The sequence below is a fragment of the Propionivibrio sp. genome (assembly GCF_017995515.1).
Taxonomy (GTDB): Bacteria; Pseudomonadota; Gammaproteobacteria; order Burkholderiales; family Rhodocyclaceae; genus Propionivibrio.
On the sequence record NZ_JAGOIT010000051.1, the window covers coordinates 1 to 25320 of the forward strand.

Below are 25320 nucleotides of genomic sequence, written 5' to 3' on the forward strand. Positions count from 1 at the left end.
ACAGCATCGCCGGGCGGATTCTGCGAGCGTGGGGGCGGCAAAGAGGCATGGACGAGGCTCCGGAAGGATGATTCGATGGTGGAAACAATGATGAAGAAATATACGTTTCAAATATTCCGGCGAATACCTAACCTGGGTTAGGGGCGGAGCGGAAAGGCGATGGCCGATTGGCATGGCAGCACGGCCGCCGTGACAGGCGGCCGCGCGCTCCATAGAATGGCCAGCCAAGGGAGAGAGACCATGTCCGTCCGGAAAATTGACAGGGAGACCGCGCCGGGGGCGCGCAATCGTTCGACCGCCGCCTGGCTGGCGCATGTTCGACTGGCGGCGAGTCTGCCGTACCCGAGCTGGGTACTCATGCCGACGCTGCTGACGCTCGCCCGCGAACACGTCGACGGGGCGGTGTTCAGCTTCATGTGGTTCGACCGCGCCGAGGAGCGGCCGACCGCGCTCTGGATCGACCCGATCAACGATGCCGCCTATCGCGGCTACCTGGCCGGCCATCCCGAGATATTCATGGAGTACCCGGTGCAGCAGATGCTCGAAGGCCGCGGCCGGGCCATTCGTGCGCTGGAGTGCACGCCAGAGTATGAGACCGGTCCGATGTACCAGTGCGTCCTGCGCCCGCTTGGCGTGCATTGGGGAATGGGTGTACCGGTGGCAATGGGAGGCGATGGGCTTGGCTTCGTCAGTGTCTGCCGGGAGCGGGAGAAGGGGAGCTATGACGATGCTGACTGGGGGCTCTGGGATCGCTTCGCCGACTGTCTTGGCGGCCTGGAATCCAGGCTGAACCGATGGGCCACGCTACCCTGCGCCGATTTCCGGGAAACCGCCTCGTCGACCCTGTGGCTTGATCGCGAAGGGCGCCTGCGCACGCATGGTCCGATGTTGCGCAGACTGCTCTTCCTGCTGCGGCACAAAGGGCTCGGGCCGCCCGACTGGAGCCGCTGCGACAGCTCGGCGTTGCCGGCGGAGATCCTGCCGGCGCTGGCATCTATGTTCGATGAGCATGCGCCGTCAACGCTGGAGCGGCGGCTCGAATGCGATGCCGGGCGTTTCCACTTCGTTCTTGAGCGGATGCAGGTCACGCCGGAGCAGCCCGAACTGCTCGTCGGCGTCACCATCCGCCATCATGAACCGCTGGACCTGATCGCCGCCCGGCGGCTCTGGGGATGGCCGCTGTCGCCGCAGGAGAAGCGCATCCTGATCGCCACCGCCCGCCACGCAAGCCTGGCGCAGATGGCCGGGAGCCTCGGTATCGGCCTGGGCACACTCAAGGGCTACAACAACACCTTGCTTGACCGCTTCGGCGTTGAATCACGGGACGCGTTGCTGGCGCGGGTGCTCGATTCGCCGCCGCCGGATTTCTGACGACCGGCGACTGATGCGCCGCCCCGGGCATCAGCTTTCGGCCGTCGGCTGCTTGCGCCGCATGACGAAATCGCGCAGGTTGTCCACGAGGGTAAACAGCACCGGGATGACCAGGAGACTGAGGAAGGTCGAGGTGATCAGGCCGCCGATGACGACGATGGCCATCGGGGCGCGGAAACTCGGGTCGTTACCCATGCCGATGGCGATCGGGAACATGCCGGCGCCCATCGCCACGGTGGTCATCACGATCGGGCGCGCACGCTTGCGGCAGGCGTCGAGCAGCGCTTCCAGCCGGGTCATGCCACGGTCGCGGCGCGCCATGATCGCGTACTCGACGAGCAGGATCGAGTTCTTGGTGGCCACGCCCATGAGCATGATCAGCCCGATCATCGCCGGCATCGACAGCGCCGTGCGCGTGATGAAGAGCGCGAGGATGGCACCCGGAACCGAGAGTACGAGCGCGGCGAGGATGGTCACCGGCTGCACGAAGTCCTTGAAGAGCAGGACGAGCACGATGTAGATGCACAGCACGCCGGTGGCCATGGCGAGCGAAAAACCCTCGAACAGCTCGCCCATCGCCTCGGCGTCACCCACCGCCTTGACGCCGACGCCGGGCGGCAGCTGCTTCATGCTCGGCAGCGCCATCGTCTTGGCCTCGACGTCACCAAGCGGCTGGCCGTTGAGCTCGACCTCGAGGTTTACGTTGCGCACGCGGTCGTAGCGGTCGATGACCGCCGGGCCGCTGCCGAGCTCGATGCTGGCAACGTTGGCGAGCATGACCGGGCCGTGCGCGCCGGGGACGGTCAGGCGCGAGAGGAGCTCGAAATCCTGGCGTGCGTCGTCGGAGAGCTTGACGACCATCGGGATCTGCCGCTGCGAGAGGTTGAGCTTCGCCAGCCCCTGATCGTAGTCGCCCGAAAGCGCGATGCGCAGCGTGTCGGCGATCGCTGCCGACGAGACGCCGAGGTCGGCCGCCCTGGCGAAATCGGGACGTACGATGATCTCCGGGCGCACGAGGCTGGAACTCGACGTCACGGCGCCGATGCCGGGCAGCGTGCGCAGCTCGCGCACGACCTTCTGCGCGTGTTCGTTCAGCACGCGGCCGTCGTCGCCGGTGAGCGCGAGGACGTACTTCTCGTTCGAGCCGCCCATGCCGACCTTGACGCGCGCGCCGGGGACGGCTTCCATCAGGCGGCGGAAATCGTCCTCGACCGCCTGTTTGCTGATGCCCGGACGCTCCTTGCGGTCGGAGAGGTTGATCGTCAGCGTCGACTTGGTGACGTCCGCGGCGCTGGACGAATCGAACGGGTCGCTGCCCGAACTGCCGCCGCCGATCGTCGTGTAGATGACCTTGACCTGCGGATGTTCCTTGACCAGCGCTTCTGCCTGCCGCGTGGCTGCGTAGGTTTGTTCGAAGGTGCTGCCCGGCGGCAGGCGCAATGTGATCTGCGTCTGCGAGAGATCGTCCGGCGGCATGAAGCCGGTGGGCAACAAGGGCGTAAGGCCAGCCAGTACGCCGAAGAAGAAAACGGCGGTGCAGATCGTGGTCGCCACTCGATGCTTCAGGCACCAGCCGGCCATGCGCATGTAGACCTTTTCCCAGCGCGCCTCGGCGTGGCCTTTCGTCTTCGGCTTGAGGATGTAGGCGGCCATCATCGGCGTCAGCATGCGCGCGACGACGAGCGAGAAGAACACGGCGATCGCCGCCGACCAGCCGAACTGCACGAAGAACTTGCCGACGATGCCGGTCATGAAGGCCGTCGGCAAAAAGACGGCGATCAGCGTGAAGGTGGTGGCGATCACCGCGAGGCCGATCTCGTCCGCTGCCTCCATCGCCGCCTGGTAGGGCGTCTTGCCCATCTGCAGATGGCGGATGATGTTCTCGATCTCGACGATGGCGTCGTCGACGAGGATGCCGATGACGAGCGACAGCGAGAGCAGGGTGACGACGTTGATCGTGAAGCCGAACAGGTACATCGCGCCGAAGGTCGGGATGATCGACAGCGGCAACGCGGTCGCCGAGACGAAGGTCGCGCGCCAGTCGCGCAGGAAGAACCAGACGACGACAACCGCAAGGAACGCACCTTCGTACATCAGCCCCATTGAGCCCTCGTAGTTGTCGACGACCGGCGTGACAAAATTGAACGCCTCGGTGACCACCAAATCAGGGTGCTTTTCCTGCATCTGGCGCAGCGAGTCGCGCACGCCTTTCATGACCGTGACCTCGCTCGCGCCGAGGCTGCGCACGATCTCGAAGCCGACCACGGGCTCGCCGTTCAAGAGCGCGATGCTGCGCCGTTCGGCGACCGTGTCCTCGACCTTCGCGACGTCGTCCAGCCGGATGCTGCGCCCGTCCGAGAGCGGAATTTCCATCGCCGCGAGTTCGTCGGCCGTTTGAACGGTGGCGATGGTGCGTACCGACTGCTCGGCGCCGCCGATGTCGGCGCGTCCCCCGGACGCTTCCTGCTGCACCTGGCGCAGCTGGCGCGAGATGTCGGCGGCCGTGGCCTGCAGGGCGAGCAGCCGGTCCGGGTCGATCTCGACGCGCACCTGGCGATCGACGCCGCCGACGCGCGAGACCGCGCCGACGCCCTTGACGCTGAGCATCGCCTTGGAAACGTCGTTATCGACGAACCAGGAGAGCGCCACGTCGTCCATCCGCGATGACGCAATCGTGTAGGTCAGCACCGGCGTGCCGGCGAGGTTGGACTTGGAGACGATCGGATCGCGCATCTCGCCGGGCAGGTCGGCACGCACGTTGGCGACGGCGTCGCGCACTTCCTCGGTCGCCTCCTGCGTTCCCTTTTCGAGCACGAACTCGATCATCAGCGTCACCGTGCCGTCCTGCACTTTCGTGTAGATGTGCTTGACGCCCTGCAGCGAGGCGACCGAATTCTCGATCTTGCGCGCCACCTCGGTTTCGAGCTGGGCCGGCGAGGCTCCGGGCAGCGAGGCGTTGACGATGACCATGGGCAGATCGACGTCCGGGAAGTTCTGGATCTTCATCGCGCGAAAACCCATCAGCCCGATCAGCGTGAGCAGCAGGAAGAGCAGGATCGCCGGGATCGGATTCTTGATGGACCAGGAGGAGACGTTCATCATCGCGTTGTCCTATTGAGAATCGTAAATGTGGTGATGACTTATCTACCGTTCGTGGTGAGCTTGTCCCCCAAGGGGATTTGCTTTGCATTTCCTGCGGTCACCTTCGGAGCATCGAATCCTGTCCTGAGCCTGCCAAAGGGCATGAACGGGCGCTAAACGGAGGCATTCCGCCCTTCGACAGGCTCAGGGCGAACGGTAGTGGTGAGTTGGCAGTCTCTTTCACGAACCTCAATAATCTCGTTGCTTGGCTCCGCCGGCCGGCGCGACGACGCGCACGGTGTCGCCATCGACGAGGAAGCCGACGCCGTCCGAGACGATCTTCTGCGTCGCGTCGATGCCGGAGACGGTTTCGATGCGGTCGCCCGAGCGGCGGCCGATCGTCACCTTGGTCTGCACGACCTTGCTGTCGTCGCCCAGGCGGAAGACGTAGTGGAAGCCGTCGCGCATCTGCACCGACGACTGCGGCAGCGTCAGCGCGCCAGACTTGCCGAGCGCGATCTCGCCGCGCGCGAACATGCCGGCCTTGGCATCCTGCACGTCGGCGAGGTCGACGTAGACCAGGCCATTGCGCGTCTGCGCATCGACGGTCGGCGCGATCATGCGGATCACGCCCGCCACCTTGGCGCCGCTTGCAGTGAAGACGGTCGCCGCCATGCCGGGCTTGAGACGCGCCAGTTCTGCGGCCGGCACCTCGGCGCGCCACTCGAGGCGCTCGTCGAGGATCAGCCGGAACAGCTCCTGGCCGGGCTGGACGACGGCGCCGATCGTCGCCGAGCGCGCCGAAATCGCGCCGTTGGCCGGCGCCTTGATCTCGGTCTGCGTCAGGCGTACTTCGTCGGCGCGGATCTTGGCCTTGAACACGGCGAGTCGGGCGCGTGCCGTCTGCTCGGCGGTCAGCCATTGCGTCGCCTGCTGCGCGCTGATCATGCCGGAAGGCTGCAGCCGGCGCGCGCGGTCGGCGTTGGCCGTCGCTTCGGCGAGCGCGGCTTCGGCCTCCTTGAGGCTGGCGCGCGTCTGGTCGAGGTCGGCGCGCAGCGTGTCGCTCTGCAGGCGGGCGAGGACTTGCCCCTTCTTGACCTGGTCGCCGACATTCACGCGAACCTCCTCCGTGCGCAATCCGCCGGCCTCGGCGCCGATCACCGCTTCCTGCCAGGCGGCGATGTTGCCGTTGGCCGCCAGCAGGAGCGGCCACTCGCCCGGCACGGCCTGCGTCACCGAGACGGTCAGGGCGGCCTTGGCCGGCGTGGCGGCCGGCGTTTCCGACGCTGCCATCGCCGCCGGCGGCAGCGCGGCGAACGCGGCGACGAGCAAGGCGATGCGCGGAATCAGCGCCGGTTTGCAGAAGCAGGAAAAGGTTTTCATGTTCGGATCTTTCTCTGGTGCCACTCGTCGTACTTGGGGCTTGGGCGGGGGCGGTCGCGAGAAGCGGTGGCCGGGTTTCAGCCGCTGCGATAGTCGAGTGCGGAGTTTACAACAGGCGTGTTGATGCGATGGTGCATTGCACCGGTCGATGCAAGGAACCGCAATTCACCGCGCACCGCGGTCTCACGCTGACCGCAGCCTTTTGCCAGGTGAATCAGCAGTACGCGAAGCAGAGTGGTTACATCGGGAATCTGCCGGCCGCGCTGAAAGGCTCCCAGCACTCTGCCTTGTTGCTCCCAGTGTTCCGGCAAGAGTCGCTCAATCACCTGCCAACTTTATTTCTTCTGTCGCCATCCCGGATGTTTCGCGCATCGCCATCCCCCTCGGTAAAGACAAAAAGGAAGTCCCCGTCCATCTGCACGCTCTACAAGAACCGCTGGCAGGTGGAACTCTTCAAGTGGATCAAGCGGCATCTTCGGATCAAGCGTTTCTACGGTACGTCAGAGAATGCGGTCAAGACGCAAATCTGGATCGCGGTGTCGGTCTACGTCCTCGTCGCTATCGTCAAGAAGCGTCTCGGCAGCGACGCCTCGCTCTACACTTTGCCACAGACATTGTCGGTCACTCTTTTCGAGAAGATGCCCTTGCAGCAAGCCTTTCCGGGTAGCAACTCCGGTTCCGACAACATCACCATCAACAACCAATTGAATCTGTTCGCGTTTTGACCGGACGGCAGTGATGATGAATGTGCAAGCAATTGCCGTGGGAGATTGGGCGCATGGGATGGGGGGGGACAGGTTTTCGGCTAGTATAGCGACCTTCCTTTTTCACCACGCCTTGCCGGGTCGGGCTAGCCGTTAGCAATTGCTTCAGCTGCCGTATCGACCGTCACGGGACTTTTCGCACGTTTTCATGGCTCTCAAAGCAACGATTTTCAAGGTCGACCTGTCCGTCGCCGACATGGATCGCAACGTCTACTCGGACTTCGCACTGACGCTCGCCCGTCATCCCTCGGAGAACGACATCCGGATGATGGTGCGCCTGTTTGCCTTCATGCGGCTCGCCGACGAACGGCTGGAATTCGGCAAGGGCTTGTCGACCGACGAGGAACCCGATCTCTGGCTCAAGGACCTGACCGGTGCGATCGACCAGTGGATCGTCGTCGGCCAGCCCGATGAGCGCTGGCTGCGCAAGGCGTCGGGTCGCGCCGGCAAGGTGTTCGTGTTCGCCACGGCGACCGCCTGGTCGATGTGTGGTGGGAACAGAACCGCGACAAGCTCGAAAAGCTGCCGAATCTCGTCGTCTATCGCCTGACCGCCGACGACGCGCAAGCGCTGGGCGGGCTGGCCAGCCGCACGATGGCGCTGCAATGCACGATCCAGGAGGGCGAGGCGCTGATCACCGGCGAGGGCGACCCGGTGCGCGTCGAACCGGTCGTGCTCTTCGGCGCGTAGTCCCACCGTATTCACGAACCCTCGCTCAAGGTGCGGCGGCGAGGCGTTCCGCGTTATCCGCCGCGCACGTCTGTTATGAGGATTGACCAACCATGGTGAGTACGCTCCCCGTTTCGATCATCGCCGACGAACTTGCTCGTCTGCGCGCCGCCAACCCGCTGGTACATCTGCTGACCAACGAAGTCGTGCAGGAAATCACCGCGAACGTCCTGCTGGCGATCGGCGCTGCGCCGGCGATGATCGTCGCCGAGGAAGAAGCGTCGATCTTCGCTTCGATTTCCGGCGCCTTGCTGGTCAACGTCGGCACCCTGTATCCGGCGCGGCTGACGGTGATGCAGCAGGCCGTCGCCGCCGCCAACAAGGCCGGCGTGCCGTGGACGCTCGATCCGGTGGCGGTCGGCGTGCTCGACTACCGCACGCAGGCGTGCCGCGAATTTCTCGCCTCAACGCCGGCCGCGATTCGCGGCAACGCGTCTGAAATCCTTGCGCTGGCTGGGTTTGCCGGCGCCGGACGCGGCGTCGATACGACAGCCGGGTCGGACTCGGCGGTTGCCGCTGCCGAGCAATTGGCGCAGTCGACCGGCGCCATCGTCGCCGTCACCGGCGAGACCGACTTCATCACCGACGGCAAAACGACCTGGGCGACGCCGTGGGGCAACCCCATCATGACGCGCGTCGTCGGCACCGGCTGCGCCCTGTCGGCGCTGGTCGCCGCCTTCACCGCGCAGGCGCCCAACCGCCTCAACGCTGTCGCCGCGGCGTGCGCCGTCGCCGGCATGTGCGGCCAGCGCGCCGCCGCGAGCAGCCACGGGCCGGGTTCGTTCAAGGTCGACTATCTCGACGCGCTGTACCAGATCAACCCCGACAATCTCCGCGAGCAGGCGGCATGAACACGATCGACCTTTCGCTCTACCTCGTCCTCGATCCGGACCTGTGCGGCGGGCCGGCAGGCATGGTCCATACGGCGATCCAGGCGGCCAAAAACGGCGCAACGGTCGTCCAGCTGCGCGCGCCGAACTGGAAGAAGCGGCAGTGGCTGGCGACTGCCTTCGCGCTCAAGGCGGCGCTCGCGCCCTACGGCGTCCCGCTGATCATCAACGACCACATCGACGTGGCGCTGGCCGTCGACGCCGAGGGCGTGCACGTCGGGCAGGGCGACCTGCCGGCGCTGGAGACACGCCGACTGATCGGGCCGGACAGGATCCTCGGCCTGTCGGTGGGCAGCGCGGAAGAGATGGCGACGGTGCCGGCAGCGGGTGTCGACTATCTCGGCATCGGCCCGGTCTATCCGACCGGCACCAAGGCCGACGCCGGCGAGGCGACCGGTGTCGCGTTGTTCGCCGAACTCGTCGTCGCAACCGCGCTGCCGGTGGTGGCGATCGGCGGCATCCACCGCGACAACTGCACGCCGCTGTTCGAAGCCGGCACGGACGGCGTGGCGGTCGTTTCGGCCATCTGCGGACGCGACGATCCGGCGCGCGCAACGGCGGCGCTCAACGAGACGATACAGCTGGCCTTGAAGCGCTGACACGGCGAACCCGCGCCGCGGCTGCGGCCCCGGCGCGGGCGAACGTTTCCCGTTACTCCTCGTCCTCGTACTGCTGCATCATTTCCTTGAACTTCGGGTCGTTCATCATCTTGTTCATGTCCATGCCGCCCATGTTCGGCATGACCACGTCCCCCGGTTTCTGACCCGGTTTGCAGGGGCCGACCCAGCGCGCCTCCTGCGTCACGTTCGACTCGCTCATGCCGTGCATCGGCGGATCGAAGCGCGTCTTCAACGACCCCTTGTAGGCGGTTTCGAACGAGCCCTCGAAAACCCCGTCGGTCGTCGCCGTCGTGCCTTCGATCTTGCACACGGTGTGGATCGTGACCTTGCCGCCGGACTGCCTGACGTCCATCACGTTGCAGTCGGGCTTGCTGCGTTCGGCTTCCTGCTGCATGAGATTGTCGGTGTTGCGGTCGATGCACTGCTGCATCGGGCCCATGCTCGGCATGCCTTGCGCGCTGACGCTGATCTCCCAAAGGCCGGGTTTGCGCTTGGGCATGTCACTCGCTGCCGTGGTCGAGGCAATACCGACGAGGGCGATGAGCGAAGCGGCGCACGGCGTGTAGGCGAAGTACCTGGCTTTCATGGGTTCTCCTTGCGTGGGGTGGGTCTTCGGTCATTTTTTTCGGTCATTTCTTGCGCAGGCGATCGAGCGCCTTGCCGATGCCTGTCGCGGTACCGCCGCTGGCTTCGCCGATGTTCTTGGCGAAACCTTCGATGTTCACGCCGAGCTTGCCGGCGACCGAGGTGGCGATGCGCGTCGTCAGGGTCTCGTTGAGCGAGAAGTCCGGATCGTTGATGTCGCCGGTGAGCACGAAGTTCGCCGTGATTTTCCCCTTCTTGTTCTTGAGCAAGGACACGGCCGCAGCTTGCGGGATGCCGAGGATCGTCGCGGATGGCGAAGTGAGTTCCAGATCGCTTAGCGACAGCGAACCCGGTGCGTAGAGCATTCCCTTCTTGATCGACGAATTGAGCTCGAAATCGAGCGATCCCTTGCGGATGCCGCCCTTGCCGGTCTTGATCAGGTAGGCCTGGAGCGGAATCATGTCAACGTTGCGCAGCACGGTGGTGATGCCCGACTCACGGGTGGAGAGTTCGATCGAACCATCGATGGAGATCTCCCCGTTACTGCGCACGCCCTGATGGATCGCCTTCACTCGTATCGGCGTCTGGCCGGCCAGATCCGGGACGTTGATCTGTCCGATTTGTGCTTCGATCGACTCGATGCGTTGCTTGACCGGATTCTTTTGCAGTGTCGCGTCGAAGAACTCGACGACGCCGTCGTGCAGTTCGATGCGCTCGATCGTGACCGGCGTTGCGTCGGACGCAGTAGTTGGCGCTGACGGTTCCGACGTTGGTCCGTTTGGCGTCCCCTCAGCGATCCTGATGTTGCCTGGGGCTGCGGGCGCCACCGGAGACGCGGGGGCTGACAGGCTGGGTACAACCATCATCTTGCCGTTTCGGGCGCGAAGCAGCGAAACATAGGCGCCATCGATACGGATGCTGCTCAACACGATGCGCGAGCGCAGCAGGTCGGCAAGTGATGGAACGACGGCGATGCGTTCGATCCGAAGCTCGTCCTCGACCGGCCACGCGGCTTCCTTGCCGGTTGGCGTCGGCGCGCGAATGCGCAAGCCCTTCATCTCGACTCCAGTGAGTCCAACCTTCAACTCGCGGACTTCCCCCTGCGCTCCGAGTGCCGCCACGATCTTTTCCTCAACCGTTCGGATCGCAAAGCGGTAGGCGAAGACTCCGCCAATCACCAGCGCGACTAACGCAGCAAGCAGTATCAGATGCCATCGTTTGCCAGGATTCGGATTGTCTGTCGGCGTCATGATCAACTCCAGAGGCTTATAGCGCCGGCGAATGTCGGCGGGTGCTCGGCAATAAGCTCAGGATAGTATGCCGGCCGGGACTTTTCAGCATGGCATTCCGGGCAAGTCGGGACCCCGGCTCGGAAGGTCGGGGAGACAGTCGGTCGCGTCGCGTGTAACGATCCTGTAACGCAGGCGGCTCAGCATGGATTGCTCACGATAAAGTTCGCCGCGCGAGCGTGGCGACCACTCGCCGCAATAGACAAGCGAGGCCTGTACCATGAGCGTTGAAACCGTTCTTTTGCTGACAGCAGCCTGGTTGCTGCTGGGTTTCCTGGGATTACGCCGGGCTTCGAGAGTTTCAGCACGCGAAGAGACGAATCGCCTGGACGCGCTTGAGCGAGAACTGGAAAAAGTCCTGCGCGAGAAGGCGAAACTCACCATGGAACTCGAAGCAGTCCGCGCTGATCAGAGTTGGTACGGAGGGGGTATCGCTGCGCCAGTGTGACTGGCCTGACAGTGAACGCGCAAAGCGTCACCGAATGGTCTACCATGGATGGACCGGCGTTTGTCCCGGACGAAGCACAAGGAGTTCGCCATGGAAATCGGATCTGTCGCGTCAAGCCTCTATACCCAATCGCCGCTGAGCAGCGCGCGCAATGTTCAGGCGCAGTCTCGCGTGCAGCAATCGGAACCAACCGAACAGGATCAACAGGCACAACAGACCCAGCAAACACCGGTTACTCAACAGGCAGCGCAAGCGACGCGGGTTCAGCCGTCGTCAGAAGTCGCTGAATCCGAATCCACCGTGAACGCGCAAACCGAGGCAGAGCGCAATCGGCCAACGGTCAATCTGAACGGCCAGCTTGTCGGTACGCGGGTGAATACGACGGCTTGACGACTGAGCGTCAATTCTCTCCGTTCTCCGCCCTGTGACTTTGCCGGCTCAGCGTGAGCCGGCTTGTTTTTGGGTGCGCCCGACAGGGCGCACTCACGTGGAAGTGAAAGTCCTCTACTCGTCCGACAAGGGGAAGAGTTGGCTGAACGGCAAGGGTGTCGCGGCGCAAGGTGGCCCGCTCGGAAATCCTGCTGACGGAACTGGATCGGGGACTGGATCGCCGTGGCTACGCGTTCTGTCGCTACGCGGACGACTGCACCATCTACGTCGGAAGCCAGGCGGCAGGCGAGCGGGTCCTGGCCGGTATCAGCCAGATCCTGTGCGAGCGGCTCAACGAGACTAATCGGGCACTGGAGGACCTCGACGGTTGGCTCAGGCGCAAGCTGCGCTGCATCCTGTGGTCGCAGAGGACGCGCCCATATACTCGCGCCAGAAACCTGATGAAAGCGGGGCTGAGGGAGGCGCGGGCATTTTGCTCAGCGTTCAACCAGCGCGGGCCGTGGTGGAACAGTGGCGCCAGCCAGATGGACGCGGCCTTCCCGAAAGTCTTCTTTGATCCTGAAAACCTCACCGCAAAGGCGAGAAGGCGCAAAGATCGCAAAGGAAACAACCGCTTGATCGTACTTGACCATTCACCCTGTGGGTCAAGATGAAAGATAGGTGCTGTTCGATGGGTGCTGGCGCGTCAGATTTCGAGCGCTGACACCGCGCCGCGCAGCGCGAGCAGGTAGCTATCGACGCCCAAACCGCAGATCTGGCCACGCGCGATACCGGCGATCACCGACTTGTGGCGGAATTCCTCGCGTGCGTGGATGTTCGACATGTGCACTTCGAAGATCGGCGCCTTGAGGATGGCCAGCGCGTCGCGGATGCCGTAGCTGTAGTGCGTCCATGCGCCGGCATTGATCAGCACGGCGTCGACGGCGTCGCGGTGCGCCTGATGGATGCGTTCGCACATTGCGCCCTCGAAGTTCGTCTGGAAACACTCGACTTCGACGCCGAGTTCCAGACCGAGCGCCTTCAAACGTGAATCGATCTCGGCGAGCGTGATCGTTCCGTACTGTACCGGATCGCGTTGGCCGAACATGTTGAGGTTGATGCCGTTCAGTACGAGGATCTTCTTCATGCTTGTCTCATCCAAAGGGGGGGATTCGTAGCGCCGGAACTTTATACGCAAAACAGCTACCTGCGGAGTTCTATTCTCGCAGCGTCAGTCCGGATCGGTGCCATCGGTCTTGTCCGACTTCACGAAGTCCGGCAATGGTTTCAACGCCAGTTCGTCCGGCCGGATATGCGCTTGTTCGAAATCGCGGATGCGGGCGATGCGCGCATCGGTGTCCGGGTGCGTGTTGAGCAGCGCCGGTGGTTCCGGCAAGGCGGACTGTTCCGCGACGTGCTCGAAGAAGGTCGCAGCGCCGCCGGCGTGGCCATAGACGCGAAGCAAGGCCTGCAGCGCGTCGGCATCGGCCGCTTCTTCCTGCTCGCGGCTGAAAGCGAGCATCGGCAGCATGCCCATGCTGCCGACCCACTGCTGGATCATGCCGTCGCCAACGCCGGACAGTGCGGAGAGCGCGAGCATCACCGTGAATCCACGGCCCATCGCCACGATCGGGTGACGATGGCCGACGTGCGCGATCTCGTGCGCGAGCACCATCGCGAGTGCGTTCTCGCTGTCGACCGTATCGATCAGGCCCTGAAACACGACGATGTTGCCGCCCAGCGTCGCCATCGCGTTGACCGTGTCGTCGGATGAGTAATGCACGGCGATCCGCATTTCCGCCGGCAAATCCATCGCGGCGGCGAGTTGTTCGCCCAGTGCCCGGAGGTACTGCTCGCGGCGCTTGTCGTCGGCGCTGTGCGATTGCTTCAGCCAGTCCGCGTCGATGCTCGACGCCAGCGCCTGTTCCTGTTCGAATGGCACGAAGCGCACGAGATAGCCGGCGGCGAACGACAAGGCCAGCACGGCGACGACGATCAGCGCCGAGACGCCGCCGAGCAATAGCGTGAAATCCTTCAGCGGATGCGTCGGCGAGACGTTGATGCCTTCCGGGATCTGAGGATTTTCGTAGGCGGACATGGTGCTCTAGCGCGGTGTCACGGCCGTTCCGAAGGCGATGACCTCGACGGCGGCAACGCCCTGGGTCGCGTCCTTGGTGATCGACGACGTTTCCAGGCGCACGTTCCACACGCTCTTCGCGCCGCGCGCTCGGGCGTCGGCCTTCATGCGCAGGATGGCTTCACGCCGGGCGCGTTCGAGCAGCGATTCATAGGCGCTGACACGTCCACCCACTAGATTGCGCAGGCCGGCGACGAACTTCTTGAAGAAGTCGATCGAGATCACCACGCTGCCACAGACCAGCGCCGAGTCGATGTGCCCCATTTCAGGGACGTTGCGCTCGGTGAAGCAGAGCACATCGCGCAGTTCTGCCTCGCGCTTGATGATCGAGCGGAAGTGGCGCTTCTCGGCGAGTTGTCCGAAGACGTAGCCGAGCACGAGCAAAATCAGAAAGAGAATCAGATCGTACATGGCGTCGATTCCGCTATTCCACGACCAGCGCCGTGCCGTAGGCGAACAGTTCCGCCGCACCGGCCGCCACCGAGGACGTCGAGAAACGCACGTTGACCACCGCGTTGGCGCCGATGGCTTCCGCCTGCTTGACCATGCGGGCGACGGCTTCCTCACGTGATTCTGTCAGCAGTTCGGTGTAGCCCTTGAGTTCGCCGCCGAAGATGTTCTTCAGGCCGGCCATGAGGTCGCGGCCGGCGTGTTTGGAGCGCACGGTGTTGCCGCTGACCATGCCCAGATGCTTGACGATGGTCTTGCCGGGCACGGTTTCGATGTTGGTGATGATCATTGCTGACTTCCTTGCAGGGGGTGGAGGGGCAAATCAAGTAGTGGGCAATCGATATGCCGAATGCCTGATCGTACCTTGCCGGCCGAAGCCGGCGCAAGGAAGCTGCGGGTGTGATCTTAGCCGGCGGCCAGGCGTCGTCCCATCCGGCGCCCCAAGCGGTTGAGCCAAAGCGATCCCATGATCACAGCGCCGCCCGCCAGGAGTTTCGGCAGATTCGCGTCGCGGTTCCAGATCAATAGATTGACCAGCAGCCCGGCCGGCACGTGCAGCTCGTTCATGATCGCCAGCGTTCCGGCATCGACCTGTGTGCTGCCCTTGACCCACCAGAACATGCCGAGCGCGGTGGCGAACAGGCCCATCCAGACGAGTACGCCCCATTGCATTGCGCTGTGCGGCATCTTGGCGAGGTCGCCAAAAAGGAGGAAAGAGGGCAGCGCGAGCAGCATCGCGCCGAGGAAGAAGTGTCCGAAGAATCGGTGCAGCGGTTGTTCGGTCGGGTAGCGCGCGAGCAGCTGGCGGCAGAGCACCTGGCCGGCGGCGAAGGTGGCGTTCGCCAGTTGCAGCAGCAGGAAGCCGATCAGGTACTCGCCCTCGATCTTCTCGAAACGGATGATGATGCCGCCGCCCACGGCAACCAGCGCCGCGACAAGCGCCCAGGGATTGAAGCGCCTGGCCAGTACGTCATCGAGCAGGGTGACGTAGATCGGCGTGAGCACCGTGAACAGCAGGACCTCGGGCACCGTCAGCACGGTGAAGCTGCGGTAGAGGCAGAGGTAGGTGATGCCGAACTGCAGGGCGCCAGCCAGCCAGAAGCCGCCGAGCAGCCGCGCAGGCAGGCCGCGCCAGCGCGTGAAGGGAATGAAGATGGCGGCGGCGATGGCAACGCGCACGAGGACGGCGAGGTCGCTATCGACCTGGCCGGCGAGGTATTGACCGATGAGGCTGAACGAGAAGGCCCAGAGGATGGTGACGAGGATGAGGTAAGGCATGGCGGTTCCGGGAAGTTCGGGGGCGGGGCGCAGCGGCGGTGATTCTACCCGCACCCGACGCCCTCGCGCTTTCGCCGCGCCGCCGCGTTACCTACTTGCGCTCAACCGGATCGAGCGTGAGCGACAGCCCGGTCGGTTCGACGCGGAAGGCGCCGGGCTTGTAGCCCCAGCCTTGGGCGGCCTGCAGGTCTTCCGGGCGGACCTTGTAGATTACGTAATCCTTCAGCAGCTTTTGCGCCAGCGGCGCGGCCAGCTTTTCGATCGGCCGGCGCATTGCACTCGGTGTGCCGTCGATGTCCAGGCGATGTACGCGCACGTCGGTGAGGCGCACCGTCGAGTCCCGGGGTTCAAAGCGCAGACCGTAGCTCATGTCGAGCGCGCCCTTGTAGCGCTTGTCGGTGAACAGACCGAGCAGGTTGTTGCCGGCGACGTTGATGTCGAGCGAGGTGTTGATGCGGTTGTTGGTCGGATCGAGCGTGATGCGCGGTGTGCTGACGACGACGTCGAGCACTTCGAGCATTTCGCTGTTGAACGGGAACTGGGCGGCAATCATCTGTGCCAGTCGGGCTTCCGTCACGCTGATCGTTTTCGGCGGCGGGGGCAGGGTGGCGCAGGCCGAGAGCAAGGCCAGGCAGGCGAGGAGAACGGTGGTCGGCAAAAGGCGGCGCATGGCATTCCTCCTTGGCATAAAGGAATCCCACTATAGCGGATCGGCGCGGTGTTTCAGGTGCTGTCGCGCTCGACCAGCGAGAAGCCGACGTCGACAGCGTGCGCGGCGACCGGCTCGCCGCGTATCAGCTTGAGCAGCATGACGGCGGCAGCTTCGCCGATCTCGCTGCGTGGCGTGCGGACCGTCGTCAGCGGCGGAATCATCTGGTCGCTGCCGGGCAGGTCGTTGAAGCCGGCGATTGCGATCTGCTCGGGCACCTTGATCGAATGCCGCGCGGCGGCCAGCAGCGCGCCCTGGGCCAGGTCGTCGTTGCAGAAGAAGATGGCATCGACCGGCGGCGTCTGGCGGATGATCTGCTCGAACATCTGCGCGCCGATGGTTTGCGAGGAGCGCGCCGGGTTCAGCCATTCGAGCGTCGCGTCGTGACAGCCGGCATTCGTCATCTCGCGGCGCCAGCCGTCCATGCGCTGCATCGTGCGCGGATCGAGCTGCACGGCGGCGAAGGCGATCCGCTTCCGGCCGCGTTCGAGCAGGTGGCGCGTCATCGTGGCGCCGGCTTCCAGCTGCGAGAAGCCGACGCTGTAGGTGGCCGGTGTGTCGGCCAGTTCCATCAGATGCACGCAAGGGACACCGCTCGCCTCGATCAGCGCGCGCGTCGCGTTGGTGCGTTGCATGCCGGTGACGAGCACGCCGGCGGGCCGATGCGCGAGCTGTTCGCGCAGCAGTTGCTCTTCCTCGCTCGGGTCGTAGTGCGTGATGCCGATCAGCGTCTGGAATCCGGCCTGACGCAGCGTACGTTGCGCGGCTTCGAGCAGATCGACGAAGAGGGCATTGGTCAGCATCGGAATCAGGATCGCCACGTGCGTGCTGTGCCGCGACGCCAGCGCGCGTGCAGCCGGGTCGGGGACGTAGCCGAGCCGCTGGGCAGCCGCGCGCACGCGTTCAACCAGATCCGGGTCGACGGCGCGTCGGCCCGACAAGGCGCGCGAGACCGTGATCGGGCTGACGTCGGCGGCGCGGGCAACGTCGGCCAGCGTGACGCGGCCGGTCGCACGCGGGCGGGGAGGGCTTTTCTGGCTCATGTGGTTCGCATGGAAAGCAAAAAGGATGCACGAAAACGAGAGAAAAGACGACTGAAAATGCTGCTTGACAACCATTATATCCCTAAATAGGATAGCGCTGTCCCAAGCATGAATAACTTGGGATGCTTCGCAAGAGGCAACTAAAACATCAAGGTGAGGGGCAATTGCGTCCTTTTGCATCTGCATTGGATAGCGCTATCCGTAAATGAAGAAATCGGTGATCGTGATGGGCGTGGCCGGCTGCGGTAAATCCAGCCTGGGCGCGATGTTGGCGGAAGGGATGGGCGTCACGCTGGTCGAAGGCGATGATTACCACAGCCCGGCCAGTCGCAAAAAAATGAGCCAGGGAATTCCGCTGACCGACGCGGATCGCGAGGGATGGCTCGAAACCTTGGGCGGACTGCTGCGCCAGTCCGCCCAAGGTGCTGTACTGACCTGTTCGTCGCTGAAGAGAGCGTATCGGGATCGATTGCGGGCGGCGGCGCCTGGCATCGGTTTTGTCTATCTGGACATCAGCCCCGAAGAAGCGCTGCGTCGCGTCGCGGCACGCGCGGGGGATCACTTCTTTCCGGCCGGTCTGGTCGACAGCCAGTTTGCGACGCTCGAATCGCCGGTGGGCGAGGCGGGTGTGCTGACGTTGGACGGGACGCTGTCTTTGCCTGAGCTGAAAGCGCTGGCGCTTGCCTGGATCAACAAGGGGGAAAAAGATGAGTAGTGCTTCAACGAAAACCCAGTCGCTGCTGCATGGCGTGATGCCGGCCTTTCTGTGTTCGTCGGCGATCGGCGTCATGGCGCTGATCGAACTGCTCAGAAACCGGCCGATCCACCTCGGTCACGCTGCCGATACTGCGGAGGCCGAATAATCATGGGTCCGGAAGCACTCTCCTTCATCGTTTTCATCGTCAGCATGCTGACGCTCATGGGCATCGGCCTGAGCATGGCGCTCGTGCTCATCGGCGGCGCGCAGGAGATGATGGTCGGCTCGACGGCAACGCTCGTCGGCATCACCAAGGAGATGGCGCTGTGGGATACGCCCTTCCTGTTCAATACGGCGAAGGAAGCCGACACGGTGCTCGACGGCCCGATCGGCCAGAAGGTGATGGACAAGCTGCAGGAAAAGGGCCTCGTCGGTCTCGCGTACTGGGAAAACGGATTCCGCAACCTGACCAACAGCAAGCGCCCGGTGACCAAGCTTGAAGACCTCGACGGCATCAAGCTGCGCGTCATGCAGAACGAGGTCTATCTCGACAGCTTCAAGCTGATGGGCGCCAACGCCATCCCGCTGCCGTTCTCCGAGCTGTTCAGTGCGCTGGAGACCAAGACGGTCGATGGCCAGGAGAACCCGTACAACACCATCCTCTCGAGCAAGTTCTACGAAGTGCAGAAATACCTGTCGGTGACCAACCACGTCTACAGTCCGTGGATCATGACGGTGAGCAAGAAGTGGTGGGATCAGCTCTCGAAGGACGAGCAGAAGGTCCTGCTCGATGCGGCGAAGGCCAGCCGCGACTTCGAACGCCAGGATACGCGCGAGGAAGCGGCCAAGGCCGTCGCCGACCTGAAGGCGAAGGGCATGGCGGTCAACGACGTGGCGCCGCAGGAAGTGAACCGCATGCGCGAGAAGCTGACGCGCGTGAATGCCGCGATCGCCGCGAATGTCGGGATGGATCTCTGGAACGAGACGCAGAACGAACTCGCCAAGCTGCGCGGCGGGAAGTAAGTCGTAGTCGCCATCATTCCCGGGGTGGCCTGGAATGATGGCGTCTGTTTTATTGACGTTCGCGTAAGTGACCGACGGATCTTTACCTCCGTTCGCCCTGAGCTTGTCGAAGGGCGTGACGCCTACGCGGCCCGTTCATGGTTCGACAGGCTCACCACGAACGGCAATTCGGTTGTCGGTGACTATGACGAGTCTCAATGCGTTATTGAATGAACATTTGAAGTCGAAGGGAGAAGTGAAATGACGATGCGCCTGGCAATGATCGGACTCGGAAAGATGGGCGCCAACATGGCGCGTCGACTGTGCCGGAAGGGTATCGAAGTGGTCGGGTACGACCGAGATGTGGCGACGGTGGCCGGCCTCGCGGCGGAAACGAGCATGGTTGCGGCCGCTTCGGTTGCCGATGCGGTAAGCAAACTGACCGCACCGCGCGTCGTCTGGCTGATGCTGCCGAGCGGCGATCCGACTGAAACCCAGTTGAAGGAACTGGCGGCGATGCTGTCGCCCGTCGACGTCGTCGTCGACGGCGGCAACTCCAACTACAAGGACAGCCAGCGGCGCGGCGCGTGGCTGGCCGAACTCGGTATCGAATTCATGGACGCCGGCACCTCGGGCGGCGTCTGGGGGCTGGACAACGGCTATTGCCTGATGGTCGGCGGCAGCAAGGAAGTCGCGTCGATCATGCAGCCGGCGCTGCAGGCGCTGGCACCGGCCCCCGATCGCGGCTGGGCGCACGTCGGCCCGGTCGGCGCCGGGCACTATTCGAAGATGCTGCACAACGGCATCGAGTACGGAATGATGCAGGCACTCGCCGAAGGGCTCGACCTCCTGAAGAACAAGAAGGAGTTCGATTTCGACCTCGCGCAGCTCACCGAGCTGTGGCGTCACGGCTCGGTCGTGCGCAGCTGGCTGCTCGACCTGACCGCCGATGCGCTGAAAGAGGATCAGGAACTCGCTGCCATAGCACCGCACGTCTCCGATTCCGGCGAAGGGCGGTGGACGGTGATCGATTCGGTCGAGCAGGGCGTCGCCGCGCCGGTGCTGACGCTGGCGCTGCAGATGCGCTTTGCCAGCCAGGACGATACGGGCTACGCCAACCGCCTGCTGGCGATGATGCGCAACGCCTTCGGCGGGCATGCGATCAAGCTAAAACCCTCACCGCAAAGGCGCGAAGGCGCAGAGATCGCGAAGTAAACAACGCGTTGGCACCGCTTGATCATTCGGCTGACGTGTGGCGGCGCGCAGCGCCCGGATTCTCTTTGCGAACCTTCGCGCCCTTTGCGCCTTTGCGGTGAAAAGCCGGAATCTCAGGAGTAAGCAGGAAACGTGCTAAAGCGAAAGCGCGGCTGCGTTACGAGGAAGTCGTATTCGTGATGCCGAACGGAATATGCACCGACGGCAGGACGGAAGAAGTCGGCACGAGGTGCGTCTTCTGATCGTCGAAGAAGATGTGTGGATTGAGCACTTCGAGCACCTTCTTCTTCTCGATGCCACCGAGGAAGAAGGCTTCGTTCACGGTGATTCCCCAGTTGCGCATCGTATTGATCACGCGCTCGTGCGACGGTGCGTTGCGCGCGGTGACGATCGAGATGCGGAGCTTCGGTTTGTACTTCGCGTCCTCGGTTGCCTTCTCCTCCTCGAGTTGCTGCACGATCGAGAGCTTGGCGAGAAAGTCTTTCAACGGGCCGGGCGTGTGCGGCACATTGACGTGACTCTGCTCGTATTCGTGGAATTTCGCGACGTCGTGCGTTTCCTGATAGATCGTCTCGGATTCGTCGTCGGCGACGACGCCGTCGAAGTCGAAGGCGACGCGCAATTCCTGGTCGTCTTCTTCATCGATGTGGCGCGACTCGAGCACTTGCCCCGCCGGGTAGCCTGCGAGCATCGCCTGTTTCACGTCCTCTTCGTTCGCCGAAAGAAACAGGCTGATCGAGAGTGCCGGGATGTAGCGGTGCGGCACGCGACCTTGCAGGAAAACGGCGCGCGTCATTCCCAACTGGTGATGGCGGATCGAGTTCATTACGCGCATCCCGGTGTCCGGGTCGTTGCGCGAGAGCAGGACGACCTCGATCGGCGGGTCGGTCGGATTGATCTCGTTGATCGAGAGCAGGCGCTTGATGAAGGGAAAGGCGACGCCGGCCTGCAGCGGATTGTTCTGGTTCTCGCGCTGATAGATGCGGTAGGCGTGTTCACCTTTTTCGCGGAAGACCGAGTCCGATTCGGTCAGATCGAAGAGCGCGCTGGAGGCGAGGCCGACGACGAGGCGCTTGTCGAGTTCGTAAGGCATGGCGTGATCCTTGATAACGCGTCAGGCGTTGATGCTGACGCAGCCACCGGCGATGAAAAGCTCGACCGCCAGCTTGTCGCCGCGCTCGATGGCGGCGACGAACTGCTCCTGGCTGAAATACTGCAGGCCCATGTCGGTCAGATGCTTGCGCGCTTCGAGCGCGCTGATCGGTGCCTTTGCCTTCGGTGCGGACTCGTCGACTGCAGGTTCCTGGATCGGCTTGCCCGAGGCATGGGGTTTTTGCGCTGGCGTCGTCGGGCGTGGCGCTTTTTCCTGCATCGGATCAGCTGCGGTCTTTGGTCGGATCACCGGTTTCTCCTGTGGCGCCAGGAGTTGCTTGAGCTTCTTTTCCTCGACCAGATTCTCGATGCGGGCGAAGACTTCATGGCGCGAGAACGGCTTCTTCATGAAGTCGTCGGCACCGATCCGCTTCACGTAGAACTGCTCGGTCGCCTGCTCGTTGCCGCTGATCATGATGACCGGGATGTGCAGCGTCAACGGGTCGCGCCGCATCTGGCGCAGGGCGGCAAAGCCGGTCATTCCCGGCAGCACGATGTCGAGGAAGACGAGTTCGGGCTTCTCCTTGCGGATCAGCTCCAGTCCGGTTTCGGCGTCCGCAGCTTCAAGTGTGATGCAACCGGCCGAGCGCAGCATCTTCTTGAGCGCGCCGACGATCGTCGGCGAGTCGTCGATGATCAGGATACGGCGGCCCTTGTGCGTGTTGATGCGCTTGCGGCTGCGGCGCTCGACCGGTGCGCCGGGAGTCGCTGTCATTGAAGCCGCGTCGACCGTCTTCGCCTTGTCCGGCGTGGCCGCAGATTCTTCTTGCTCGTTCTTTCCAAGGATCGAGCGGATCTGACTGAAAATGCTCATGAATCGTACCTTTCAATCGAACAGGCGTGCCGCTTGTGGCGTTGCGGACGGTCGTGGCGCGAGGCGATGAGTATAAATGAATAAACGCGCCGCCAAGGCTCCACGGCCGGTGTGAGGGGAGGTCTGAGACATTCCGGACAAGCGCGATTCGCAGCGGGCAAACGACATGCGGTTGTTGTAATCGACGCGAGCGAGGAATATCTCGAGTTCCGCTTTCGCGTCCTCAACGCAGTGATGATCACCGGCGTGCTCTTTACCGCCGTCTTCATCCTGATCGACTGGGCGGGCGTTAACGGTCTCGGCCACGGGCAGCTTCCGGCGACGGAGAGCAATTGCGCGCTCACAGCCGGGCTGGTGTTCATGTTGCGTGGGCGAAAGGCGCTTGTCGCTGTCAGCAGTGGTCGCAGGCGTACTGCACCTCGGCGTTCTGCTCGCGAATCCGGTCGATGATGAACTCGAGAAAGACGCGCGTTCGTTCGGGCATGAACTTGCGGCTTGGCAGGGCGACATACAGTCTGAGGCGGTCAGTAATCCACGGGTGCAGCACGCGCACCAGTTCGCCGCGCGCAAGGTGGGGCGCCGCCAGAGCGACAGCAACCGACGTGATCCCGGCGCCGTCGACGGTCGCACGCAACAGCGTTTCCGTGTGATTGATCCAGAGGCTCGGCTCAGCCACGAGCTCAAAAACCTCATCGCTATGCGAGTTTCTCAGTCGCCAGACGCGTTGCACCATGCCTTGCGCACGCAAGCGCAGCAGTTCGTGTTGCGCGAGGTCGGTGGGTGTGGCCGGGGTGCCGTGTCGCCTGATGTACTCGGGCGAGCAGACGAGGATGGCTTCAGTATCAGAGACCTTGCGTGCGACGATGTCCGCGTCGAAGGCGTCGTTCGTGGGCAGCAAGGTCACGTCGTAATCTTCGATCGGCAGATCCTCATGCGAATCGACCTCGACATGCAGCCGGATCTTCGGATGCAGCGCACGGAACTCGGCGATCAGCGGCGCCAGCAGGAAGGTTGCCAGTACCGGTGGCGTCAGGACGCGTAGCACACCCTTGGGCTCGCTCGTTTGCGCGCTGGCGATACTGTGCGCCTCATCGATGTCCTGCAGGATTCCGCGCACCCGGTTCAGATAGTTTTCACCGGCCGGACTCAGCGAAACGCGCCGCGTCGTGCGGTGCAGCAGGCGCGTACCGAGATGGTTTTCCAGATCCGCGACGAGCCGCGTGACGACCGCTGGCGACATGTCCAGCGCCCGCGCGGCGGCGGCAAAACCGCCTTCGTCGATGACTTTCTGGAATACGCGCATCGATAGCAGGCGATCCATGGTGTCTCCTTTGCCGATTTCAATCGGCTTATTATTGCTGATAATGAAATGTATTGCTGTTTTTTGAGCGGTTTTTCTTGCTGATAATGATCGTTAAGATTCAACCCATCGACGAGACACACATTAAACGACTCGATCGATTCCGGAAAAGCCATGAACTGAACGACTCGACCGGACTATGCGATTGATCAACTGAACTGTATCGAAAGAAAAGGATTTGCATCATGAAAACCACTCACGCCGCCACCATCGCCCTCCTGCTTGCCGCCGCCCTCGGTTCGAGCTACGCCGTCGCCGCCGATTCCTCAACTCAAGGCACGGCCCGCGCCAAGGTTCTGGCCGAACTGGCAGAAGCGCAGCGTACCGGAAACATCATGGACGGCCGTACCGGCAAGATGCTCAACGAACTGCATCCGAATCTCTACCCGGCGAAGGCGGCCGTATCGACGGTGACGCGTGAGCAAGTGCTGGCCGAACTCGCCGAGGCCAAGCGCACGGGCGAACTCGTCGATGCGAAGACCGGCAAGAAGCTGAACGAGCTCAACCCGCATCTCTATCCAGCCAAGGTCAGCGCATCGACCGTGACGCGCGAACAGGTGCTGGCCGAGCTGGCCGAAGCCAAGCGCACGGGTGACATTGTCGACACGAAATCGGGCAGGAAGCTGAACGAACTGTACCCCAACAGCTACCCGAAGGCCTCCTGACGGCCGTGCCCCGGCGAGAGCCGGGGCCTGGTCTTCTCCAACCGACTACATCTGCCGGAAAGGATGCGCGTAGCCGCGGCTCGCCGCTCAGCGGTGCATCGTAGTCGCCGGCGTAGTTGCCCAAGCGCATCGATGATCAGCTTCTTCGCCGCGCGGCGGGCCGGCAGGTAGGCAGCGATCGTTCCGACGACGCCCATCAGCGCGAAGATGAAGGTCATGCGCACCGCATCCAGCGAGATGAGCAGCGGCACCGGGCTGGCGCTGTTGGGCGGCGTGCAGGAAACGTCCGCCAGATTGATTCCCCAACGCACGGCAATGGTGATGAGTAGTCCGAGCGTGCAGCCGAGCAGCGTCAGCAACAGCGATTCGGTGGTGAACAGGCGCACGACGCCGGCACGCTTGAGGCCGATGGCACGCAGCGTGCCGATCTCGCGCGTGCGCTCGACGACGCTCATGATCACCACGGTCAGCACGATCAGGAAGATGAAGCCGAAAACCATGTCGAACAGGTCGCTCACCTGGTTGTAGAAGTCCGGGAGGTCGCGCCAGGTCTGGATCTCGACGTCGAAGCCGGCGTTGAAGGCGTGGCCGACAGTGATGTCGAGCGCGTTGGCCTGTCCGGCGGGCGTATTCGCCAGCACCGCCGCCTGACCGCCGACAGCGAGATGCAGGATGTCGACGAGGCCATCGCTGAGTTCGACAACCTCGACGCGCTCCGGATCGAGCTGCTTGAGCTGATTGTTGTACATCCCGCTGCGCACCTCGTCCTCGGTCAGGGAGGGGGACTGAAAGCACGCCATTGCCGCCGGTTCGATCGCCTCGGCGATGAAGATGATGCTGACGCGGCTCATCAGCCCGCTCAAGGCAAGGCGCGGCGCGACCATCTCGACATGGTCCTCTTCGCGCAGTAACGCGGAAAAGCGGTGGAACGCGGCGCCGACGAAGTCTATCTGCCGGGTTTCTGGCGCTTGATCATGCTCATCATCCTCGCGCTGAAGCCCGTGGAATCGGATCGCTGTCAACCCATAGGGTGTCGATCCATTTTACAGTTGCCCCGTGCCATGTTTGCGTAATTTTCCGTTTGTTTATTAAAAACAGAGTGTTATGTTTTATGGTACGCGATATGCTTTGCTTGGTCACTTACTTTTCAGGAGGTAAATCATGAAGCTGATTTCCAGAGTTGCAGCTATTGGCTCCGCGCTCTTGATGGTGTCGGCCCCTGCCAGCGCCATCGTGACATCGTGGGACTACTCGGTCAGCAGTCTATTT

Annotated in this window: 29 protein-coding genes and 1 pseudogene; 14 read left to right on the forward strand and 16 right to left on the reverse strand. The window is 63.2% G+C overall.

Features of this window, described 5'->3' with window-relative positions; translation table 11 throughout:
• Positions 1–240 precede the first annotated feature (240 nt).
• Positions 241–1371 carry a helix-turn-helix transcriptional regulator gene (locus KBA32_RS09955; protein WP_294358276.1) on the forward strand — a complete coding sequence of 377 codons (1131 nt, stop codon included), beginning with the start codon at positions 241–243 and terminating at the stop codon, positions 1369–1371.
• Positions 1372–1401: 30 nt separating this feature from the next.
• Here the strand turns inward: KBA32_RS09955 and KBA32_RS09960 are convergent, their stop codons facing one another.
• Complete coding sequence (locus KBA32_RS09960) at positions 1402–4473, reverse strand: efflux RND transporter permease subunit (protein WP_294358279.1); 3072 nt, start codon at positions 4471–4473, stop codon at positions 1402–1404.
• 228 nt (positions 4474–4701) lie between these two features.
• Positions 4702–5835, reverse strand: a complete 1134-nt coding sequence (locus KBA32_RS09965; RefSeq protein WP_294358282.1) for an efflux RND transporter periplasmic adaptor subunit — start codon at positions 5833–5835, stop codon at positions 4702–4704.
• A gap of 404 nt (positions 5836–6239) precedes the next feature.
• On the opposite strand from KBA32_RS09965, the pseudogene KBA32_RS09970 reads away from it, so the two are divergent.
• The 5 genes and pseudogenes from KBA32_RS09970 to thiE form a co-directional block, all read left to right on the forward strand.
• A pseudogene (locus KBA32_RS09970) lies at positions 6240–6560 on the forward strand (transposase); the annotation flags it as partial.
• Between the two features lie 187 nt (positions 6561–6747).
• On the forward strand, positions 6748–7149 hold the full coding sequence (locus tag KBA32_RS09975; protein WP_367113771.1) for a YaeQ family protein: 402 nt from the start codon (positions 6748–6750) through the stop codon (positions 7147–7149).
• Positions 7086–7289 (forward strand): YaeQ family protein, encoded by a 204-nt coding sequence (locus KBA32_RS17130; protein ID WP_367113772.1) that lies wholly within the window; start codon positions 7086–7088, stop codon positions 7287–7289. The genes KBA32_RS09975 and KBA32_RS17130 overlap by 64 nt, the downstream gene beginning before the upstream one ends.
• A 92-nt stretch (positions 7290–7381) precedes the next feature.
• The gene (gene thiM, locus KBA32_RS09980) at positions 7382–8179 is read left to right on the forward strand and encodes a hydroxyethylthiazole kinase (RefSeq protein WP_294358284.1); all 798 of its coding nucleotides are present in this window, start codon (positions 7382–7384) and stop codon (positions 8177–8179) included.
• Positions 8176–8817, forward strand: coding sequence for a thiamine phosphate synthase (gene thiE / locus KBA32_RS09985; RefSeq protein WP_294358286.1), 642 nt, complete (start codon positions 8176–8178; stop codon positions 8815–8817). The genes thiM and thiE overlap by 4 nt, the downstream gene beginning before the upstream one ends.
• Before the next feature lie 52 nt (positions 8818–8869).
• Here the strand turns inward: thiE and KBA32_RS09990 are convergent, their stop codons facing one another.
• Positions 8870–9424, reverse strand: coding sequence for a DUF3617 family protein (locus KBA32_RS09990; protein ID WP_294358288.1), 555 nt, complete (start codon positions 9422–9424; stop codon positions 8870–8872).
• A 43-nt stretch (positions 9425–9467) separates the two neighbouring features.
• Positions 9468–10673: a DUF748 domain-containing protein gene (locus tag KBA32_RS09995; RefSeq protein ID WP_294358290.1), complete on the reverse strand. Its 1206-nt coding sequence runs from the start codon at positions 10671–10673 to the stop codon at positions 9468–9470.
• A gap of 259 nt (positions 10674–10932) precedes the next feature.
• Here KBA32_RS09995 and KBA32_RS10000 point away from each other — a divergent pair, with 259 nt between their 5' ends.
• The 3 genes from KBA32_RS10000 (at position 10933) to KBA32_RS10010 (ending at position 12203) form a co-directional block, all read left to right on the forward strand.
• Positions 10933–11160, forward strand: coding sequence for a hypothetical protein (locus KBA32_RS10000; RefSeq protein WP_294358293.1), 228 nt, complete (start codon positions 10933–10935; stop codon positions 11158–11160).
• Positions 11161–11208: 48 nt separating this feature from the next.
• On the forward strand, positions 11209–11550 hold the full coding sequence (locus KBA32_RS10005) for a hypothetical protein (RefSeq protein WP_294358295.1): 342 nt from the start codon (positions 11209–11211) through the stop codon (positions 11548–11550).
• Between the two features lie 155 nt (positions 11551–11705).
• Positions 11706–12203, forward strand: a complete 498-nt coding sequence (locus KBA32_RS10010) for a hypothetical protein (protein ID WP_294358298.1) — start codon at positions 11706–11708, stop codon at positions 12201–12203.
• Positions 12204–12235: 32 nt separating this feature from the next.
• On the opposite strand, the gene aroQ is transcribed toward KBA32_RS10010, so the two are convergent.
• The 7 genes from aroQ to KBA32_RS10045 all read right to left on the reverse strand — a co-directional run bounded on the left by aroQ (position 12236) and on the right by KBA32_RS10045 (position 17146).
• Positions 12236–12676, reverse strand: a complete 441-nt coding sequence (aroQ, locus tag KBA32_RS10015; RefSeq protein ID WP_294358301.1) for a type II 3-dehydroquinate dehydratase — start codon at positions 12674–12676, stop codon at positions 12236–12238.
• 84 nt (positions 12677–12760) lie between these two features.
• Positions 12761–13627: a M48 family metallopeptidase gene (locus tag KBA32_RS10020; RefSeq protein ID WP_294358303.1), complete on the reverse strand. Its 867-nt coding sequence runs from the start codon at positions 13625–13627 to the stop codon at positions 12761–12763.
• A 6-nt stretch (positions 13628–13633) separates the two neighbouring features.
• Positions 13634–14077, reverse strand: coding sequence for a YbjQ family protein (locus KBA32_RS10025; RefSeq protein WP_294358305.1), 444 nt, complete (start codon positions 14075–14077; stop codon positions 13634–13636).
• Between the two features lie 13 nt (positions 14078–14090).
• A complete protein-coding gene (locus KBA32_RS10030; RefSeq protein ID WP_294358307.1) occupies positions 14091–14405 on the reverse strand; it encodes a YbjQ family protein in 315 nt (104 codons plus the stop codon).
• A gap of 116 nt (positions 14406–14521) precedes the next feature.
• A complete protein-coding gene (locus KBA32_RS10035; RefSeq protein WP_294358309.1) occupies positions 14522–15394 on the reverse strand; it encodes a carboxylate/amino acid/amine transporter in 873 nt (290 codons plus the stop codon).
• A gap of 91 nt (positions 15395–15485) precedes the next feature.
• Complete coding sequence (locus tag KBA32_RS10040; RefSeq protein ID WP_294358311.1) at positions 15486–16064, reverse strand: DUF1439 domain-containing protein; 579 nt, start codon at positions 16062–16064, stop codon at positions 15486–15488.
• A gap of 53 nt (positions 16065–16117) precedes the next feature.
• A complete protein-coding gene (locus KBA32_RS10045) occupies positions 16118–17146 on the reverse strand; it encodes a LacI family DNA-binding transcriptional regulator (RefSeq protein WP_294358314.1) in 1029 nt (342 codons plus the stop codon).
• A gap of 205 nt (positions 17147–17351) precedes the next feature.
• Here KBA32_RS10045 and KBA32_RS10050 point away from each other — a divergent pair, with 205 nt between their 5' ends.
• The 4 genes from KBA32_RS10050 (at position 17352) to gnd (ending at position 20060) form a co-directional block, all read left to right on the forward strand.
• Positions 17352–17861: a gluconokinase gene (locus tag KBA32_RS10050; RefSeq protein ID WP_294358319.1), complete on the forward strand. Its 510-nt coding sequence runs from the start codon at positions 17352–17354 to the stop codon at positions 17859–17861.
• Entirely contained in the window at positions 17854–18009 is a 156-nt protein-coding gene (locus KBA32_RS10055; protein ID WP_294358322.1) for a hypothetical protein, read from the forward strand. The genes KBA32_RS10050 and KBA32_RS10055 overlap by 8 nt, the downstream gene beginning before the upstream one ends.
• 2 nt (positions 18010–18011) lie before the next feature.
• Complete coding sequence (locus KBA32_RS10060) at positions 18012–18866, forward strand: DctP family TRAP transporter solute-binding subunit (protein ID WP_294358324.1); 855 nt, start codon at positions 18012–18014, stop codon at positions 18864–18866.
• A 240-nt stretch (positions 18867–19106) separates the two neighbouring features.
• Positions 19107–20060 carry a phosphogluconate dehydrogenase (NAD(+)-dependent, decarboxylating) gene (gene gnd / locus KBA32_RS10065; RefSeq protein WP_294358327.1) on the forward strand — a complete coding sequence of 318 codons (954 nt, stop codon included), beginning with the start codon at positions 19107–19109 and terminating at the stop codon, positions 20058–20060.
• A gap of 157 nt (positions 20061–20217) precedes the next feature.
• Here the strand turns inward: gnd and KBA32_RS10070 are convergent, their stop codons facing one another.
• The 4 genes from KBA32_RS10070 to KBA32_RS10085 all read right to left on the reverse strand — a co-directional run bounded on the left by KBA32_RS10070 (position 20218) and on the right by KBA32_RS10085 (position 23347).
• Positions 20218–21153 (reverse strand): 5'-nucleotidase, encoded by a 936-nt coding sequence (locus tag KBA32_RS10070; RefSeq protein WP_294358330.1) that lies wholly within the window; start codon positions 21151–21153, stop codon positions 20218–20220.
• 21 nt (positions 21154–21174) lie between these two features.
• The gene (locus KBA32_RS10075) at positions 21175–22026 is read right to left on the reverse strand and encodes a response regulator (RefSeq protein WP_294358333.1); all 852 of its coding nucleotides are present in this window, start codon (positions 22024–22026) and stop codon (positions 21175–21177) included.
• 12 nt (positions 22027–22038) lie between these two features.
• Complete coding sequence (locus KBA32_RS10080; RefSeq protein ID WP_294358336.1) at positions 22039–22332, reverse strand: hypothetical protein; 294 nt, start codon at positions 22330–22332, stop codon at positions 22039–22041.
• An 85-nt stretch (positions 22333–22417) separates the two neighbouring features.
• Positions 22418–23347 (reverse strand): LysR family transcriptional regulator, encoded by a 930-nt coding sequence (locus KBA32_RS10085; RefSeq protein ID WP_294358340.1) that lies wholly within the window; start codon positions 23345–23347, stop codon positions 22418–22420.
• Positions 23348–23571: 224 nt separating this feature from the next.
• On the opposite strand from KBA32_RS10085, the gene KBA32_RS10090 reads away from it, so the two are divergent.
• Entirely contained in the window at positions 23572–24051 is a 480-nt protein-coding gene (locus KBA32_RS10090) for a DUF4148 domain-containing protein (RefSeq protein ID WP_294358343.1), read from the forward strand.
• Here the strand turns inward: KBA32_RS10090 and KBA32_RS10095 are convergent.
• Positions 24033–25073, reverse strand: coding sequence for an ABC transporter permease (locus KBA32_RS10095; protein WP_294358346.1), 1041 nt, complete (start codon positions 25071–25073; stop codon positions 24033–24035). The two genes, KBA32_RS10090 and KBA32_RS10095, sit on opposite strands and share 19 nt — an antisense overlap.
• Positions 25074–25320: the final 247 nt, after the last annotated feature.